This window comes from Candidatus Marinarcus aquaticus, assembly GCF_004116335.1.
GTDB lineage: Bacteria > Campylobacterota > Campylobacteria > Campylobacterales > Arcobacteraceae > Marinarcus > Marinarcus aquaticus.
This window is the reverse complement of the sequence record NZ_PDKN01000007.1, coordinates 112,678-130,196: the sequence shown is the minus strand read 5'-3', so window position 1 is coordinate 130,196 and position 17,519 is coordinate 112,678. Positions and strand designations below refer to the sequence as shown.

Annotated in this window: 16 protein-coding genes and 1 rRNA gene; 6 read left to right on the top strand and 11 right to left on the bottom strand. The window is 37.9% G+C overall.

What is annotated here, in order from left to right:
* Position 1 precedes the first annotated feature (1 nt).
* Together rrf and CRV04_RS10275 are read left to right on the top strand one after the other, a co-directional pair.
* Positions 2–117, top strand: a 5S ribosomal RNA gene (gene rrf / locus CRV04_RS10280).
* Positions 118–317: 200 nt separating this feature from the next.
* On the top strand, positions 318–1,328 hold the full coding sequence (locus CRV04_RS10275) for a GGDEF domain-containing protein (RefSeq protein ID WP_128996759.1): 1,011 nt from the start codon (positions 318–320) through the stop codon (positions 1,326–1,328).
* Positions 1,329–1,381: 53 nt separating this feature from the next.
* Here the strand turns inward: CRV04_RS10275 and rpsU are convergent, their stop codons facing one another.
* On the bottom strand, positions 1,382–1,594 hold the full coding sequence (rpsU, locus tag CRV04_RS10270; protein WP_013136837.1) for a 30S ribosomal protein S21: 213 nt from the start codon (positions 1,592–1,594) through the stop codon (positions 1,382–1,384).
* Between the two features lie 149 nt (positions 1,595–1,743).
* Between rpsU and moaC the strand changes: the two genes are divergently transcribed.
* From moaC to CRV04_RS10250, 4 genes are read left to right on the top strand one after another with little or no spacing between them, the layout of a single operon-like run.
* Positions 1,744–2,214: a cyclic pyranopterin monophosphate synthase MoaC gene (gene moaC, locus CRV04_RS10265; protein WP_128996758.1), complete on the top strand. Its 471-nt coding sequence runs from the start codon at positions 1,744–1,746 to the stop codon at positions 2,212–2,214.
* Positions 2,211–2,474 (top strand): HP0495 family protein, encoded by a 264-nt coding sequence (locus CRV04_RS10260; protein ID WP_128996757.1) that lies wholly within the window; start codon positions 2,211–2,213, stop codon positions 2,472–2,474. The genes moaC and CRV04_RS10260 overlap by 4 nt, the downstream gene beginning before the upstream one ends.
* Positions 2,475–2,498: 24 nt before the next feature.
* A complete protein-coding gene (locus CRV04_RS10255; RefSeq protein WP_128996756.1) occupies positions 2,499–3,314 on the top strand; it encodes a M15 family metallopeptidase in 816 nt (271 codons plus the stop codon).
* Positions 3,286–4,656 (top strand): M14 family metallopeptidase, encoded by a 1,371-nt coding sequence (locus CRV04_RS10250; RefSeq protein ID WP_128996755.1) that lies wholly within the window; start codon positions 3,286–3,288, stop codon positions 4,654–4,656. The genes CRV04_RS10255 and CRV04_RS10250 overlap by 29 nt, the downstream gene beginning before the upstream one ends.
* A gap of 2 nt (positions 4,657–4,658) precedes the next feature.
* Here CRV04_RS10250 and CRV04_RS10245 read toward each other — a convergent pair whose 3' ends face one another.
* The 10 genes from CRV04_RS10245 to CRV04_RS10200 form a co-directional block, all read right to left on the bottom strand.
* A complete protein-coding gene (locus tag CRV04_RS10245; protein ID WP_128996754.1) occupies positions 4,659–4,919 on the bottom strand; it encodes a hypothetical protein in 261 nt (86 codons plus the stop codon).
* Positions 4,920–4,931: 12 nt separating this feature from the next.
* Positions 4,932–5,717 carry a 5'/3'-nucleotidase SurE gene (gene surE / locus CRV04_RS10240; RefSeq protein ID WP_128996753.1) on the bottom strand — a complete coding sequence of 262 codons (786 nt, stop codon included), beginning with the start codon at positions 5,715–5,717 and terminating at the stop codon, positions 4,932–4,934.
* A complete protein-coding gene (dnaE, locus tag CRV04_RS10235) occupies positions 5,714–9,256 on the bottom strand; it encodes a DNA polymerase III subunit alpha (RefSeq protein ID WP_128996752.1) in 3,543 nt (1,180 codons plus the stop codon). The genes surE and dnaE overlap by 4 nt, the downstream gene beginning before the upstream one ends.
* 64 nt (positions 9,257–9,320) lie before the next feature.
* Positions 9,321–9,881, bottom strand: coding sequence for a TorD/DmsD family molecular chaperone (locus tag CRV04_RS10230; protein WP_128996751.1), 561 nt, complete (start codon positions 9,879–9,881; stop codon positions 9,321–9,323).
* 8 nt (positions 9,882–9,889) lie between these two features.
* Positions 9,890–10,438, bottom strand: coding sequence for a DJ-1 family glyoxalase III (locus CRV04_RS10225; protein WP_128996750.1), 549 nt, complete (start codon positions 10,436–10,438; stop codon positions 9,890–9,892).
* A gap of 78 nt (positions 10,439–10,516) precedes the next feature.
* The gene (locus CRV04_RS10220; RefSeq protein ID WP_164969146.1) at positions 10,517–10,921 is read right to left on the bottom strand and encodes a hypothetical protein; all 405 of its coding nucleotides are present in this window, start codon (positions 10,919–10,921) and stop codon (positions 10,517–10,519) included.
* Positions 10,922–10,928: 7 nt separating this feature from the next.
* Positions 10,929–12,176, bottom strand: a complete 1,248-nt coding sequence (locus CRV04_RS10215) for an ethylbenzene dehydrogenase-related protein (protein WP_128996748.1) — start codon at positions 12,174–12,176, stop codon at positions 10,929–10,931.
* 1 nt (position 12,177) lies between these two features.
* A complete protein-coding gene (locus CRV04_RS10210; protein WP_128996747.1) occupies positions 12,178–13,263 on the bottom strand; it encodes a 4Fe-4S dicluster domain-containing protein in 1,086 nt (361 codons plus the stop codon).
* Between the two features lie 19 nt (positions 13,264–13,282).
* A complete protein-coding gene (locus tag CRV04_RS10205; protein ID WP_128996746.1) occupies positions 13,283–16,237 on the bottom strand; it encodes a molybdopterin-dependent oxidoreductase in 2,955 nt (984 codons plus the stop codon).
* Positions 16,238–16,249: 12 nt separating this feature from the next.
* Complete coding sequence (locus CRV04_RS10200; protein WP_228126535.1) at positions 16,250–17,368, bottom strand: sulfurtransferase; 1,119 nt, start codon at positions 17,366–17,368, stop codon at positions 16,250–16,252.
* Positions 17,369–17,519: the final 151 nt, after the last annotated feature.

Below are 17,519 nucleotides of genomic sequence, written 5' to 3'. Positions count from 1 at the left end.
TGCTGGTGGCTATAGAGAAGTGGAAATACCCAGCTCCATTCCGAACCTGGAAGTCAAGCACTTCATCGCTGATAATACTGCACCTTTCAGGTGTGGAAACGTAAGCCGCTGCCAGCTTTGAGTATTTGTGCTAAAAAAGATTTGCATCTTTTTCAGGGACAAATTTTATTTACAGGCTTAGTTTTAGACATCATTCAGATGTTTAACCCTAGGCCTTTTTTTATACTCTTTTTTATATTCTCACCATTCCTCTTACTCTCTTTTATTTCGTCTTTTTATTCGCTTTATGATAATATTATGCGCAAATAGGAACTTGAATGAAATTGACGTATGAAGAGCTTGAAAAAAAAGTTGCACAGTTAGAACAAAAAGCATCTTTAGTAGATCATTTACAACTTGAAATCAGTAACAATAATCAATTTTTAGACATTCTTTTAAATACCATTCCTAATCCCGTTTTTTATAAAGATATACATGGTGTATATCAAAAAGCCAATGATGCATTCTCTGAAGTTATTTTAGGAATTAAAAAAGAACAGATTATTGGCAAATCTCTTTTTGAACTGCCTGAAGTTATTCCTTCTAATTTAGCCCAAAAATACTATGAAAAAGATAGAAAACTCTTTGACAATCCTGGAACTCAGATTTATGAATCAGAAGTGATGTGTGCAGATGGGAACAAACGTATATATTATTTTTATAAAGCAACGGTGCAAGGAGAAAACAGAGAACTTTTAGGGCTTATTGGTGTGATGCTCGACGTGACTCAATTAAAAGAAAATCAACGCATTTTAAATAAAAAAAATGAACTCTTAATACAACTATCATATAGTGATTCATTGACAGGAATTTATAATCGACGCAAGTTTGATGAAGTTTTCCCTGAAAAGATTAAAAGTTTTAATCGACAGAACAGCATCCTGAACTTTGTGTTGCTTGATGTGGACCATTTTAAACTATATAATGATACTTATGGACACTATAAAGGGGATAATATTTTACGTATTATTGCTGCAACCATTAAAAAACGATTGAGCCGAAAAGGGGACTATTTTTTTAGAATTGGAGGTGAAGAGTTTGGTATTTTCTTTGAATCCAATGATGAAAAAAAAGCCTTAAAGTTTATTCAAGTGATTAAGCACGATATTGAAGCGTTGGATATTGAACATAAAAAAAATACCATGCATAAAAAAGTGACGCTTTCATTTGGTTTAGTGAGTATTATAAACAGAGGACAAGAGTCAAAAAAAGTCTATGAAGAAGCTGATAGATTGCTGTATGAGGCAAAAGCTAATGGAAGAAACCAAATTGGTTTTAGTGTGTTATAAATAAAAAAAGGCCCATTAAAAAAACGGACCTTCTTGTGTGCAAATAGAGAATCTTAGAGTCGTGACTCGTATCTTCTAAGCATGTACAATCTTTTAAGCATTTTCTTCTTAGCATTGATTTTTTGTTTCTTTCGCTTTTCAGTCATTGGCTCAAAAAATCTTCTTGCTCGTGTTTCAGTAACGATAAGGTTTCTGTCACATTGCTTTTTAAATCGTCTGTACGCTTCGTCAAAAGATTCGCTATCTTTTACTTTAATGCCTGGCATATAAAGTTCACCTACTTTCTTTTTAAATTTGAAGGAACATTTTAATAAAAAATTGCTTAAACTAAGGTTATTTGAAGTTTAACTAAGTGAGAAATTTTATTTGTCCTTAACCAATACGTGATATAATTTCACATAATTAAAGGCAGAATATGAACTTAACGCATTTAGATGAACAAGACAGACCGAAAATGGTGGATGTATCAGGAAAAGGTGAGACAACACGAGTAGCGATTGCTTCGGGTAAAATTCAAATGAGTCAAGAGGCATTTGATGCAATCATTGCAAACAATACCAAAAAAGGACCCGTACTTCAAACAGCAGTGATTGCAGCGATTATGGGTGTGAAAAAGACGAGTGATTTGATCCCTATGTGTCACCCTTTACTTCTAAGTGGAATTCATTGTGATGTGGAAGAACTGCCAAATTTACCTGGGTTTAAACTCTATGTGACTGCAAAACTCAATGGTCAGACCGGGGTTGAAATGGAAGCACTCACAGGTGTTTCTGTTGGTCTTTTAACCATTTATGACATGGTCAAAGCCATTGATAAATCAATGGTGATTTCAGAAGTACAGTTGGAGTCTAAATCGGGTGGAAAAAGTGGAGATTATAAACGGTGATAGATTTAAATAAAGAGAAATTAGAGCTTACTTATCCATGCAGTTGGAAATATAAGCTTGTAACACTTTCAAAAGAGGATGCTTTACAAAGTGTGAAAGAGATTATTATAGAAAAAGAGTTTACTTTAGAAAGCTCAAATGTGAGTAAAAAAGGAAAATTCTCAAGCTTTAACTTAGAGTTGATTGTACACAATGAAGATGAACGTGTTTCCATTTATGAGCTGTTAAGACAACATAAGCTTGTAAAAATGGTTTTATAAGTATAAGTTTTGTAGAATAATCGTATGAATAGAAGAAATTTTTTACAACTTTTAACTTACGGAGCAGTCGCAGTTGGGGCTACTCCAAAATTGTTTGCAAAAGCTACAATGAGTGAAGATGCTTACTTCCCTGTAGATTCGTTGACAACTGCCTTACAGTTGAATAAAAAAGAAGACATCTACTTAGATGAACAATACAGAGCAAGCTTTTACAGTGTTGTAAAAAAACTCAATTTGGTTCAACGTCATGTGGGATTTGGAAACTATAATGTTCTTTCATTTGACCAAGCTATCAGCACCGCACGTTGGTCAAGTAAAATTGAATCATTTACAGATGAAGAACTTGCTTTTATGGAGTATATTTTTTACTATAACCCAAATGTACATGGCTTTTATGGAGAAAGAACCTGTCAATCTATAACAGAAGCCATCAGTAAAAAAGAGATCATTAAAATCCCTCATTCTGGACACTACTTATTTAAAGAGAGAAGTTTAGCAACGTATAACAGTATGGTAAAAGATATTGGTAACAGTATTATTTTAACCTCAGGTGTTCGAAGTGTGATGAAACAGATGAAACTCTTTTTAGATAAACTGGATCGTACAGACTTAAACTTAAGTAAAGCCTCAATCTCTTTGGCTCCTCCTGCGTACTCTTATCACTCAAACGGAGATTTTGATGTGGGGAAAAAAGGCTTCGGATACGATAACTTCACGGAGCGTTTTGCCTCAACAGAAGAGTTTAATAAAATGATTAAATTGACCTATGTTGATATTCGATATACAGTAAATAATAAGGATGGAGTACGGTATGAACCTTGGCATGTTACGGTTGTTTAAGGTCGTTCTCTTCTTTTTATTGCTTCAAAATCTGTATGCAGGTATCAACGGCATTGATTTTGATTTGATAAAAAAAGGTCAAGATGACAACAACACCTTATTAATTGTGGGTGGAATTCAAGGAGATGAGCCGGGTGGATTTATGGCTGCATCACTTATTACCACACACTATACGATTAAAAAAGGTTCAGTTTGGGTTGTGCCTAATTTAAACTTTTACTCTATCATTAAACGTTCGCGTGGTCCTTATGGGGATATGAATCGGAAGTTTGCAAAACTCTCCAGTAAAGACCCAGATTATGAATCAATTCAGCGAGTCAAAAAATACATCACCAATGAGAGCGTCAAACTGGTATTAAACCTTCATGATGGAAGTGGTTATTACAGAAAAAACTATATAGACAGACTGCACTCTCCTTATCGTTGGGGGCAAAGTTCAATTATTGACCAAACCAATTTAGATATACCTTATTATGGAAATCTACAAGAGATTTCTGAACGTGTTTGCGAACATGTCAATGATAACCTTCTTCGAGATGAAGACATATATCACGTGCATAACACACGAACACGTGAAGGCGATAAAGAGATGGAGAAAACACTCACTTATTTTGCCATTAATAAAGGGAAAGCCTCTTTTGGAAATGAAGCGAGTAAGCAACTTCCTGTGGTTGAGCGAGCGTATTATCATATCTTAGCCCTAGAAGAGTATATGAGAGTCATGGGCATAGAGTTTGAACGTAACTTTGAACTTTCTCCTACAGGTATCAGTGAAGCGTTGTATAATGATATTTATATCTCTTTTTACAACGATAAAATTAAACTGCCTTTAAGTGAAGTGCGACCACACTTAAACTACTTTCCAGTAAAAAAAGATGGTACATTAAAGTTCACACCAAGTAATCCTTTGATGACGGTTTTAAAAACAGGAAATGACTATTCAATTCATTATGGAAATGTGCGATTAGCAAAACTCTCACCTGATTATTTGGATATTGATGAACAAGAGGATGAAATCATGTTTAAAATTGATGATAAAGAGGTCAATGTTAAATTTGGTGAAATCGTAACCGCGCATGAAGATATCTTTGTCTATGGGAAAGATGGGTATCGAGTTAACGTGATTGGATATACCAATAAAAATAAAAAGAATGAAGCCGATATTAAAATTCATAAACGTGAAATTCCAAAATACTTCTCTGTAGATAAAAAAGGGGAGTTATATCGAGTGGAGTTTTATAAAAAAAATAAATTCGCTGGGATGATTTTAGTGCGATTCCAAGAGAATGACTTCGCGATTGCCAGCAATGACGCGAGTGATACTACATCCAATGAGATGTAGCATCAATCAATAATTAGCTCTTTTTTGATTTTCTCTTGATTGAGTTTATGTACGGCATTTTTATATAACTCTTGCACACGCTCTTTATCAGTGTGAATCTCTTTTGCAATTTCACTTACATCTTTCGCATCCTCCATTGCCACAAATACTTTAAACTCTTTTTTTGTAAATTTTCGTTTGAGAACCTCTTTGAGTTCCTCTTCGTCTTTAAGAGTGCCTACGAGTTTTTCTATATTAAATAGAAGTGATTGTTTAAATTCCACATGAATCCTTTTTTATTTAAACCAATGTTTGAGTTTTTCTATATCATCGTGACTGGTCATATCAAGATGAATAGGTGAAATAGAGACATAGTTTGCTTTAATGCTTTCAAAATCACACATTAAATCATCACTTTGTTTCCATACCAAAGGGTGCAGTCCTATCCAGTAGTACTCTTCTCCTCGAGGGTTGACATGACGGTGAGTATCGTTTCCATACTCTCTGTATCCCACTTTAGATATTTTTATTCCTTTGCACTCATCAACATCAATGGGTGGAATATTAATATTTAAAAACTTTCGTTCATCTAAAGGGAACTCTTTTGTGAAGATTTTTTTCACCACTTGTTGAATACTCTTCTTAGCCAAAGCAAAATCCCAACCATTTTTAATCTCATGGCATTTATCTTTGCACACTTGCGAAATAGCAATGGCAGGTACGCCTTGAAGCACTGCTTCCATAGCGGCACTGGCTGTTCCACTGTAGGTGATGTCTTCACCCATATTTGCACCAATATTAATGCCACTGACCACTAAATCGGGTTTATTCCCATCTTTAAAGAGGGTATTGAGTGAAATAAAGACACAATCGGTGGGTGTGCCATCATCAACTTTATAAAAGTCATCATCCACATTTAAAAGGCGCAAGGGTTTTGTTAGGGTTAAAGAGTGTCCGCAAGCAGATTTCTCTGTTGCTGGAGCTACTACGGTGATTTTAGCCAAAGGGGAGAGTGCATCAATAAGTGCTTTTAAACCTACTGCTTCATAACCATCATCATTGGTGATTAAGATGTGCTTCATATGACGTAGACTCCTTCAATGTTTTTAAGTAACTCTTCGACTTTAGAGGTAACCTTAAAGCCTGTCTCCATCTCTATATCACCCAGCTTTGATTTGACGGTCATAAAGAGTTGGCGCTTACCTTGGTTGTGTGCAATGATTTCAAAAAGATCATACATGATTTTATCATCTTTTGTGTAGTTTACGGCAATGTTTAATGCAGGCTCTTCTTTTTGCACTTTTTTAGTTTTGAGTTTCTCTTTTTTAGCCTCTTTGATGGTTTCAATTTTTCTTAAACTGATGCGCGTAAATTGGTCATCTTTACTGATGCGCACTTTAAAGGCAATGGGTTCATCTAAATCAAAATCATCACGGAGTTCTTTGAGTTTGTCTTCAAACATCATCAACTCAATATTGCCATGTAAGTCCATGATGTTCACAATGGCAAATTTGTTCCCTTTTTTAGAGATACGCTCCGTGATGGTCTCTATTTTTCCAATGAAAAGTGCTTCACTTCCATCATCAAGCTCTTCAAGTTGTGAACTTAAAGTATAGTTGATATTATCAAGTTGGTCTCGGTACTCATCCAATGGATGACCGGATACATAGAATCCCAAAGAGGCTTTCTCTAATTCGAGCAACTCTTTTGAGGGGAATTCGTCCATGTGCTCTAAGGTGATATCCACTTTTGTAAGCTCATCGCTTTCACCAAAGAGTGATCCTGTCGCCATTTTTCTTGCTTGTGCTGCTTTTCCTACGGTTTCACCGATGAGTTCAATTTGTTCCAATAACGCACGTCTGGAGTAACCAAATGAGTCAAATGCGCCTGATTTGGTTAAAGCTTCAATGACGCGTTTATTGACCTTACTTCCATCAATACGAGAGATAAAATCACTCATATCTGTAAATACGCCACCTTCATTACGAGCTGCAAGAATGGATTTAATCGCAACATCACCCACACCTTTAATGGCACCCATACCAAACATAACAACCTCTTCGCCATCAATTTTAGTAGCAGAAAACACCAAGTCAGATTTATTGATATCAGGTGGGAACAAGTCAAGTCCCAATCGTTTTACTTCATCGATGTATTTAACAACCTTATCGGTGTTGTCTTTCTCCAAAGTCAACAAGGCCGCCATGAACTCTGACGGATAATATTTTTTTAAATACGAAGTGTAGAACGTAACTAAGGCATATGCTGCAGAGTGCGATTTATTAAACCCGTACCCAGCAAACTTTACAATCAAGTCAAACAGCTCTTCACAATGCGCTCGTTGATACCCTTTTTTAACTCCACCATCTGCAAATTCGCCTTTAAGACGGTCCATCTCCTCTTTAATCTTTTTACCCATTGCTCGTCGAACCAAGTCCGCACCACCCAGACTAAATCCACCAATGGTTTGAACAATTTGCATAACTTGCTCTTGGTAAACAATAACCCCATAGGTTGGCTCTAGAATGGGTCGTAATGGCTCATCGAACTCATCATAGAAGTAGTTGATCTCTTTTCGTCCGTGCTTTCTGTCAATAAAGTCATCAAGCATCCCTGACTCCATTGGTCCTGGTCGATACAGAGCCAAGACCGCAATGATGTCTTCAAAGTTTGATGGTTTCAAACGTTTGTTCAAATCTTGCATACCGTCAGACTCTATTTGGAACAGACCAATCGTATGCCCTGTTTGGATGAGTTCATAAACCCCTTTATCATTCACATCGGTTTTAATAAAGTCAATCCGTTTTCCGTGTCGCTTTTCAATCAGTTTATTGGCTTCTTCAATAACGGTAAGGGTTTTTAAACCCAAGAAGTCGAATTTAATAAGGTCAACGTCTTCAACATACTTTCCGTTGTATTGAGTTGCAAGGGTTTCCATTCCTGAGGGTTTAAACAAAGGTGTTTTATTCCAAAGAGGTTCATTGGAAATAACGACACCTGCTGCGTGTGTCCCTGCATTTCTGTTCAGACCTTCAAGTGCAAGCGCGAACTCCCATACTCTTTTTGCTTGTGGGTCTGAATCACACAGTTCTTTGATTTTGGGCTCTTTTTCATAAGAACTGGCTAAGTTAATCCCCAACTCATCAGGTATGAGTTTTGCCATCGCATCGGCTTTGGCGTATGGCATGTCAAGAACTCTTGCAACGTCTCGTATCACCCCTTTAGCAAGCAGTTTACCAAAGGTGATGATTTGTGCCACGTTGGCTCGACCATACTGTTTCACTACATAATCAATGATTTCACCCCGTCTGCTTTGGCAGAAGTCCATATCGATATCGGGCATACTTACCCGCTCTGGATTCAAGAACCGCTCAAACAGAAGTCCATATGGCATGGGGTCAATATCGGTAATAAACAGGCTATAAGCAACCAAACTACCTGCGGCTGAACCCCGTCCCGGACCCACAGGAATTCCCATCTGTTTTGCCACAATAACGAAATCCCAAACGATGAGCATGTAGCCTGGGAATTTCATGTTATTAATAATATCTATCTCAACTTGCAGACGATCTTTATACTCTTGATGTTTCTCTTGGGGTACAATTTTCAAACGCTCTTCAAGCCCTTTCCAACACTCATGGATAAACAGAACTTTATCGTTTTCAAGTGAATACTCCAACTCTGGTTCAGGTAGGGTTAAACCTTGTTCGGCTGATTTTTCTCGTGTAAATTTAAAGTTCGGTGGAGTAGGGTTCCCCAGTTTAATCTCTAAGTTACACTTTTGTGCTATCTCTTGCGTGTTTTCAATGGCTTGAGGAATATCGGCATAGAGTTTAGCAATCTGTTCAGGAGATTTAAGATAAAACTCATGCACCGAGTGTCGTAAACGATTGGGGTCATCGTAGAGTTTATTCATGGCAATACACATAAAGGCTTCATGCGCATCGGCATCTTTTTGTTTTAAGTAGTGGGTGTCATTGGTTGCAACCACTTTAATGCCTGTTTCATGTGAGATTTTCAGAATCAAATCATCGATAAAATATTGGTCTGCAATTCCGTGACGCATGATCTCTAAGTAGAAATCATCGCCAAAAATCTCTTTGTACTCCAATGCAATCTCTTTGGCTTTATCGTACCCTTTGGCACCAAACTTGACGTTTCGTTCACTGTTGGTGTTCAGATGCCAGTTTACTTCGCCTTGCAAACAAGCTGCAGAACAGACCAGACCTTCTGAGTTCTCTCTTAAAAGCTTTTTATTAATTCGTGGATAGTAGTAAAAACCGTGCATATAAGCTTGGCTTGAAAGGAACATCAGGTTTTTATACCCTACTTCATTTTTAGCATATAAGCATAAGTGAAACCGTTGTTTGGTGGTTTTATCATCAATTTCATCAGAATTATGGATATAAGCCTCCATTCCAATGATAGGTTTGATGCCTTCTGCTCTCATGGTGTTGTAAAAATCAATGGTTCCAAACATGTTTCCATGGTCGGTCATGGCAACGCTTTCCATGCCCAACTCTTTAACCCGTTTGGCTAAAAGTTTAATTTTATTAGCACCATCAAGCAGTGAATATTCCGTATGTAAATGTAAGTGTGTAAATTGCGGTGTCGTTGACATAATATATTCTTTTTTTTGAAGATATTATATCAAGATAAAGTAAGGGTGAAATTAAGTGTGAGGGTTATATTTTTTGTGTTAAATAGTCATAATCATTGGCTAAAAACTCCACCACAAAATCACACAAATCTTTATACAGTGGGGTATTGCACATGCTTTTAATACCTATAAAATAGGGCACCGCCCATTTAAGCAGGTGTTGCGCTAAAAACTCTTTTTGTACGCGTTTTTCATCTTTAGAAATGAGGTTTTGCATAAAAGCAAATTCAATAGAGATATGATCCGGTGTTTGCAAGTGAGATGCACTTAAATTCAGTTCATAGTCGTGATTAAAATAAAATTGCATCACCGGGTTTTGAAGTCCAACAAGAATCTCATCTTTAGCATCAATAACGGACGTCTCTATGGGTTTGGCATTCATTAAAAAAACCGTACTGTAATCCACATTGAGTTCATCTTCTATTTTATTCATTGAAGTGTGTGTAAACCACTCTAAAGAGTTTACTCCTATCATTTCGAGCATCTCTTTATTGTGGTGTAACTCTTTTAAAAATTTCTCATCGAGTTCATCTGAAAAAATCCGAGATAAAAATGCATAGATGTAAATTCGGTGTTGGTTGTCCATTGTGTTCCTTAGTTGACTAACATCCCTTCAACAAGTTGATTGTAAGTCTCTTCTCCATTGAGTTTTTTCACAATTTCAAGTGAAAAAGTTAAGGCCGTGCCGGGTCCTCGTGAAGTGATGACATCTTTGTCTATGACGACAGATTGTGTTGGGTCATATCCTGTTTGAGTAATTTGTTTTTCAAAACTTGGATAACACGTATAATTCTCATTTAATACTCCCGCCGTATCTAACGCATAAGGGGCTGCACAAATAGCACCGATGAGTTTATTGTTCTTTTTAAATTCTTTTAAAAAGGCTTGTACGGTAGAGTGTTCACTTAATGCTTGTGTACCTGCTGCACCACCTGGAAGCACAATCATATCAAAACTTTTGGTTTGAAGCGCATCAATAAAAGTATCTGCTTTAACGGTGATACCATTGGCACCCAATACTTCCAATGTTGACTCAATGGAGCAGACAATCACTTCATTTCCTGCACGTCGATTAACATCAATGATGGTAACGGCCTCAATCTCTTCAAACCCATTGGCCAAGGGTATAAGCAGTTTTGCCATGTTGACTCCTTAAAAATATGATGAATTATTGTAGCGTAAGTTGGGTATAAAACCAAAGGGACAAAGGGTCCCTTTGGATTATAAACACCCTTTAAAGAATGATTTTTTTGGTGGGGGTGGTGCCTCAAAGTCTTCAACCTTGATGGTATTGCCTTCAATTTCTCCAATGAGCGTCACCTCATTTTTATTGATGGCTTTTTCCAATATTTCACCCAGTTCAATTCCTTCAGAGAACTCAACAAGATAGTATTTCCCTTCACTGTGTACGTTTAAAACAAAAGTGGCATTGACATTGGTGTTGAACTCTTTTTGATCTTTATAACACCCTTCATAACCACAAAAAATGGTCTCCATTCGACAATCTGCAAACAATCCACGATCTGCACACCATTTTGTCGTTAGAAATCCCTCTTTCTCTTGGGCTGCTTGAGCCAAAGAGAGAGTAAGTAATACGCCTGCAAGAAGCAGTAAGGTTTTTTTCATAAACATCTTATTGTACCTCCACTTTCAGAGTTTTTAAATAGGCCACAATGTCGGTTACTTCTTGTTCACTTAAATGAGCAAATGATGGCATTGCTGAGGTTTTCCCACCTTGTCCATCATCATAATACCACGCAAAATTAGGGTGAGAGTTTCTGTTATACCCTGGTACGATGACCGCATTTGGGTCTGTGATTGACTCAATCAAATAAGGCGTTGTAGAGTACCCTCCAATATTGCTTAAGTTTGGTGCCATAAAAGGGGATGCTGCTTCATTGGTTTGTGCATAGTTGTGGCAAGAAGCACAGTTTGCTTGAAGCAGTGCTTTTCCATTGTCTAAATTGGCATTGGTTAATGGTTGGTCAAACTCCTCTTTGAGTAAATCTCTTCCTTTTATACCTTCAAACTCAGCAATAATCCAAGTGGAGAGTGTTTTCAGACCATCTCGACCCATTTTTGCTCCATCCCAAACGGCAAATGCAACGGGGAAAGGGTCGTTATAAAACTTCACATACTCATCATTCAAGCTTCGTACTACTACTCCTTCCCACTCATTTTGACCAAACCAACTGTCGTTGTACTGCATTTGAGCATTGAATTTTGTGCTGTGGTCTTTGATTTCTGTCATTGAACCAAACCCTTCAGCCACAAACGCTTTTTGATAATCTCGTACGGCTAACTGCTCCACATCGATATCGAATTTCTCTAAATCATGGTTGATTTCAGAGTTAAACGCATGTGCATTGCTTCTGTTGACTTGTTTTTCAACATCGCCATTTCCATTGGGTTCAAAAAGTTTTTGCACCGCTTTTTGTAAGTAAACCACAACGGGACGGTCTTTACTTCCCATTCCAATGTATGGCAGTTTTTTAGGGTCATCATAGTGTGCAGCGAATTGCACTGCAAATCCATCTGGAAATTCGGTGTTTTTAATGGCATTGCCTGATTGAATTGATTTGCTCTCATCACTCCATCGAAGTTTAAACGCAATATGTTTCCCATCGGTGATGGCTTTGACATAAATCTCTTTTGCCATGTTGCCTTTGTTTAGCGCATTGGCTTTTTTGTCATTGAGTTTAATCGTGGTTTGAGGGTAGAGTGTTACAAGTGTTTCATCTGCACCTCTCCAATCACCTGAACTCACATCCACATTGCTGATATCGTCGCTTACTTTATGAACTGTGATTACCGGACTGTTTGCAAAGGCACTTAAAGCCATTGCACTGCTTAATAAAACGGTGTTAAGTAACTTTTTCATTTTAGTGCCCTGCCTTAAAGTGAGATATTTTATGCGTGTTTTTCCCTTTGAGATATCGCGTATCAATTGGAGCAAGCTTGTTTTTCTCTAACGATTTATAGTAGCCATTATCCAATCGGAACATCTCAGAGTGTTGATACGCAATAAGCAGATCCATCAGTTCTGATTTTCCTGTCTCTTTTCGTTTTTGCATCTCACTTTTAAGTGTTTTAATTGCACCATGTACCTCTTGTCCAAAGAGTTTCTCTAACTCTTCAGTAGGAATTCGGTTACTTCCCTCAATCACATTTCCATTGGCATCAAACTTTGGTGGCGCCTCTGTTGGTGGAACATAATAGATATTGGGTCCTGTTCCCTTATGCGCATTCAATGGAAGTGCCACTTTATACTTGTGTACGAGTTGGTGTACTTGACTCTGCTCATCATCCAAAAAGCCTACAAATCGAATACGCCCCACACACTGTTGTGCACATGCTGGTGGTAACCCTTGTTCAATTCTAGGAAAACATAAAATACACTTTTCACTTTTAGAAATTTTAGGGTTGAAGTATATTTTTTTATAAGGACACCCTGCAATACAGTATCGGTACCCTTGACATCGGTCTAAGTCCACTAAAACTACCCCATCTTGGTCTCGTTTAAAAATTGCATCTCTAGGACATGAGCTTAAACACCCTGGGTTGGTACAGTGGTTACAAATTCTAGGAATATAGAAGAAGTAGTTGTCGTTTGGAAAGTCTCCATCTCCTTGGTCTTCATCCCAGTTTGGTCCCCATGTTGGCTCAATATTAGGTACAAGTTGCTCTCCTGCACCTACTGCTTCAAAGTTATAATCCCAAGGCACTCCATAATCAGCTTCAATGTTCGGAATAATACCTTCTTGAATATCTCCAGCAGCATCAAAACCACCCCCTAAATCCATCCAGTTTTTAGGGTACCCTGTCCCTGGATAGGTCTCTACGTTGTTCCAATACATATACTCTCGACCGTTTCGGTTCGTCCATTGCGTTTTACAAGCAACTGTACATGTTTGGCAACCAATACATTTGTTTAAATCCATTACCATGGCTAATTGTCTTTGTGACATCTTTACAGCTCCTCCTTACTTACGCATTTGCTTTTTCAACGTTAACGGCACCATCATACGCATACTGGTTTCCGTCCCAAAGTCCACCAAAGTTTAGGTGTCCCCATCCATGTGTCATTTCTAAAAGGTTCAATGCCGTTGGTACACACTCATTGTGCCCTTTCATATCTCGGTATTGGTATGGTTCCCAACCGTGTTCCATGACCATTGAATCCATTGGTGCAGAAGAGGTTACTTTTGCCATTGCAAAGAACTCTCCCAGTTGGTTATAGACTCGGATTTCATCTCCATCTTTAATCCCTTTAATCTCTGCCACTTTCTTGTTGATTCCCACATAAGGCTTTCCTCTTTGAAGTCGTTGAAGGGTTCGTGAGGTTTTATAGTTTGAGTGAATTGACCATCTGGCATGTGGTGTCATCAAAGTAAATGGATACTCTTTTGAATCGGGTCGAATCCCTTTAAGTCCTGTGTTGGTTTGTGCTCCTAGTCGTAAGAACATTGGTGCATCCACATAGAACTGTTGTCTTCCTGAAACGGTTTCTAATCGCTCAAATTTATAGAGGTGATGTTCCATGGTGTTGTACGGTTTGTCTGAATAAAGCGTTGAAGATTTCCCACCTTTTTCATTGATTTGTAAGAAACCACCTTGTTTGTACATCTTCTCAATCGTATGCGGTTGATACTGGTCACACTTTTCAAGTGCCGCTTGTACAGCTTGCTTATCTGTTCCTAAGTAAGGCTCCATGTTTCCTTCACTCTCTTCATCGGTGTTGGTAAACTCTTTATGGAAAATCGTTAAGTCATGGAAACTATCACGTGCATATCGTTTATCATCAGCTACTTTTGCTTTGTCAATATTCTCAGGTTTATTGGCAATTTCTTCAAGTTTTTTAGCAATGAGTGTAAACATTGACCACTCATCCATCGCTTCACCCACAGGCTTTAAATTTGCCACAGGTTGAGCTAAGTTGGTGTATCGGTGATACCCTGGACTGGTTCTTAAATCCCACACCTCATAGTGTGATTTTGCAGGAAGTACAATATCTGCCCACACCGCAGCTTCACTCATTTTAAAATCAACCACGGTAACGTGTTTCATTTTCTTTAAGAACGCTTCTCGGTATTTGCTTCCTTTGTTTCTTCTAAATCGTGAATCGGCAATTAAAATAGCCACTTCAGGCGACCAGTGTCGGTGACCTGTTCCTGTTTCACCTTTGCTCATATCTCCATCATCGAGCATCTCTTTAACAATTTGAAGGTACTCTTTTTTATCAATTCCACTGCTGTTTCCGTTTGATTGGTGCGCTTTTTTGATGTCTTCATCACTGAAGTATTCATCCACTGTTTCAAGCCCATTGCCCATCACAAACTCGCCAACAAATCCTGAACCAAATCTTGGAGAGTATTTCCCCGCAAACCCTGAAAGTTCACCCAAACCACTTAAGTTCCATTCCCCTTCAGTGTTTAAACCTCCGTATGGTCCCATTCGTCCTGTTAATCCACAAATTGATGAGATGTTCCAAACAGATAAAAGCCCGTTGAAGTATTTATTCAAACTAAAACCTGCAGTGATTTCTACTACTTTAGGCAGGGCAATATCTTTTGCCAATTGCACAATCACATCCGGTGAAATGTTGACAAAACACTCTTTGGCACAATACTCTGGCGTAAAAGTTTCGGCATTTTTCTTCAGCATCTCAAATGCAGTGGTTACACGTCGTTTTTGTCCGTGTACTTCAATCTCCCACTCCCCTTCAAGTTCTGGTTCAATATCAAAATCATCCAATCGAAGTGTTTTATGTTCGCTTCCTTCACATCCAGGCATTAAAGCAATTTGTCCTGTTTTTTTATTCATACAGTAAAATTGTTCTTCGGCTGTATGATCCACTTTCCCTTTGGACATAAATTCATGTTCATCATGCCCTTTGATATCTGAGAGTCGCAGCAGTTTTTTACTCTCCACATCAACCAAGAATGGAAGATCCGTATAGACTTTTAAAAATTCTGGTTTATAAAGCTTTTCGTTTAATATGACATTGATTACCCCCATAGCAAGGATATTGTCTGTGCCGGGTTTAATAGGTAACCAAAGGTCCGCACTTTTGGCACTGGCATTAAACTCTGGCGTTATGACAATCACTTTAGCTCCGTTGTATTTTCCTTCCCATACAAAGTGGGCATCTGGAATTCTTGAAACTGAAGGGTTTGCGCCCCAAAATACTGCGGTGTCTACTTGATAAAGAAAATCATACGTACACCCCACATTTCCTTCCCCATAAGCAACAGCTGCACCAGAAAACATATCTCCTAAGTATGAAGCAGGGTAGATTCTGCTTGCTCCCAATTGAGTACAAAATCGAAGAGGTGCCCCTCGTCGACCTTCTGTTAAAAGACCCGTTCCTGCTTGAACCAGAAGTTTATCTGGCCCTTTTTCTTCATCGGTCATGGTGTCCCAAATTTTTTGCGCCACTTTTGTTGCAGCTTCATCCCAAGAAAGACGTTTCCATGTCCCTTTTCCTCTTTGTCCTACTCTCTCCATAGGGTATAAAATTCTGTCTTTTTCATACATGATTTGTGAGTGTTGAACCCCTTTATTACATCCACGTGGATTAAAATCAGGAATTTTTGCATTCACACTTGGGTATCGTGCACTTTGATTTTCTCGTGTGACCACTCCATTATGACTCCATACTTCCCATGCACAGTTACCTTGACAGTTGACACAGTGGTAAGCAAATCCATGCTCCTCTTTTTTCCCATAAGTAAATCCAAACTCATTTCGATACATGTTTTCTGTATAGGAGCTGTTTGGATAGTTGTCTTTTCCATTTTCTATGGTCATTGGTTCTGTTTTTGCAAACAAAAAGCTTTGACCTGCAATCATTGCTGCAGTAGCTCCTGAAATTTTAAGGAAATCTCTTCTTTTCTCTCCGCTTTCGTGCAGAATCTCTTCTTTATTGATTGGTTGCGTCATCTGCTCTTCTCCTTATCTGTTAATTGGTAGGTTCATATCATTTCCCCACTCATCCCAACTGCCGGTATAAACTTTTACATCTTTATACCCCAACATTCGAAGTGCTACAATGACTTCAGTACTTCGTCCAGCACCTACATGACAATATGCATAAATGGTTTGGTCTTTTTTAATGCCATATCGGTCAAATGTTTTTTGTAGAGTTTCAAGGTCCCTAAAAGAGAGTTTATTATCAAAATCAGTGATGTTGTTCCACTCTAAAAAAGTAGCTCCTGGAACATGCCCACCTCGTGCAACGTTGTCCATTTTTCTTTCACCAATAATCTCTGCCATACCTCGTGTATCGATGATTCGATATTTTGATTTTTTACCATTTTCAACCAAATCAAGACTGGCTTTGAGCACATCCTCTTTTGAAGCAATTAAGTCCCAATCGATTTTTTTCGTATCAATTGTATAAGTTACAGGAGTGATTTCGTGCTCTTTCCCTTTTTGAATGTAGGTTTTTTTACTGACGATTTTCATCTGCTTTTTAAGTTCATTGGCTTGTTTTTTATACTTCGCTTCTGATGATTTTTTACCTGCTTCTTTGGCCTCTTTGGCTGCTTTTTTAGCATCTCTTTGCTCATCTTTGAGTTGGTCATATTTAATCTGATTTGGGTCGATGGCTTTTATGGCATCCATTCCTCCATTTAAGATTTTTACTTTATCGTGACCAAAACTTTTAAAGAATGCCCAAACACCCGTTGCATTTGGTCCTCGAAAGTTATCGTAAGCAATTACTAACGTGTCATTGCTGATACCTTTAGAACCGATATACTCTTCGGCTTCTTTAGGACACATAAACAGAGGTGCACAATGCATATGACCCGTGATATCGGCATGGTGAAGATGGTGAGCATACATCTCAACAGAACCTTCAATATGTCCAATAGATTCATACGTATCGTGTGAATCCCCACTGACAAAGACAATATTTTTTTTGCCTAACAACTTAACGGCTTCTTGTGCACTTATTAAGTGCGCTTTCATACTTTTTGTATACCCTTTTGGCCCGTATACGTCATTGGCCAATAAACAGGCTGAAGTCGTTAACAGTAAAAAAAACAGTATTTGAAGTGTTTTTTTCATTGTTTCTCCTAGATTTATTTGAATTTATATCATTCTTGGGATGGAACTAATATAAGCAATTATTATATCTTGGTAGTGTAAAAATAGTGTAAAATTTTTATAAAAACTCCCAACTTTAGGGCTTCTTATAATATATATAAGAAAAAATTAT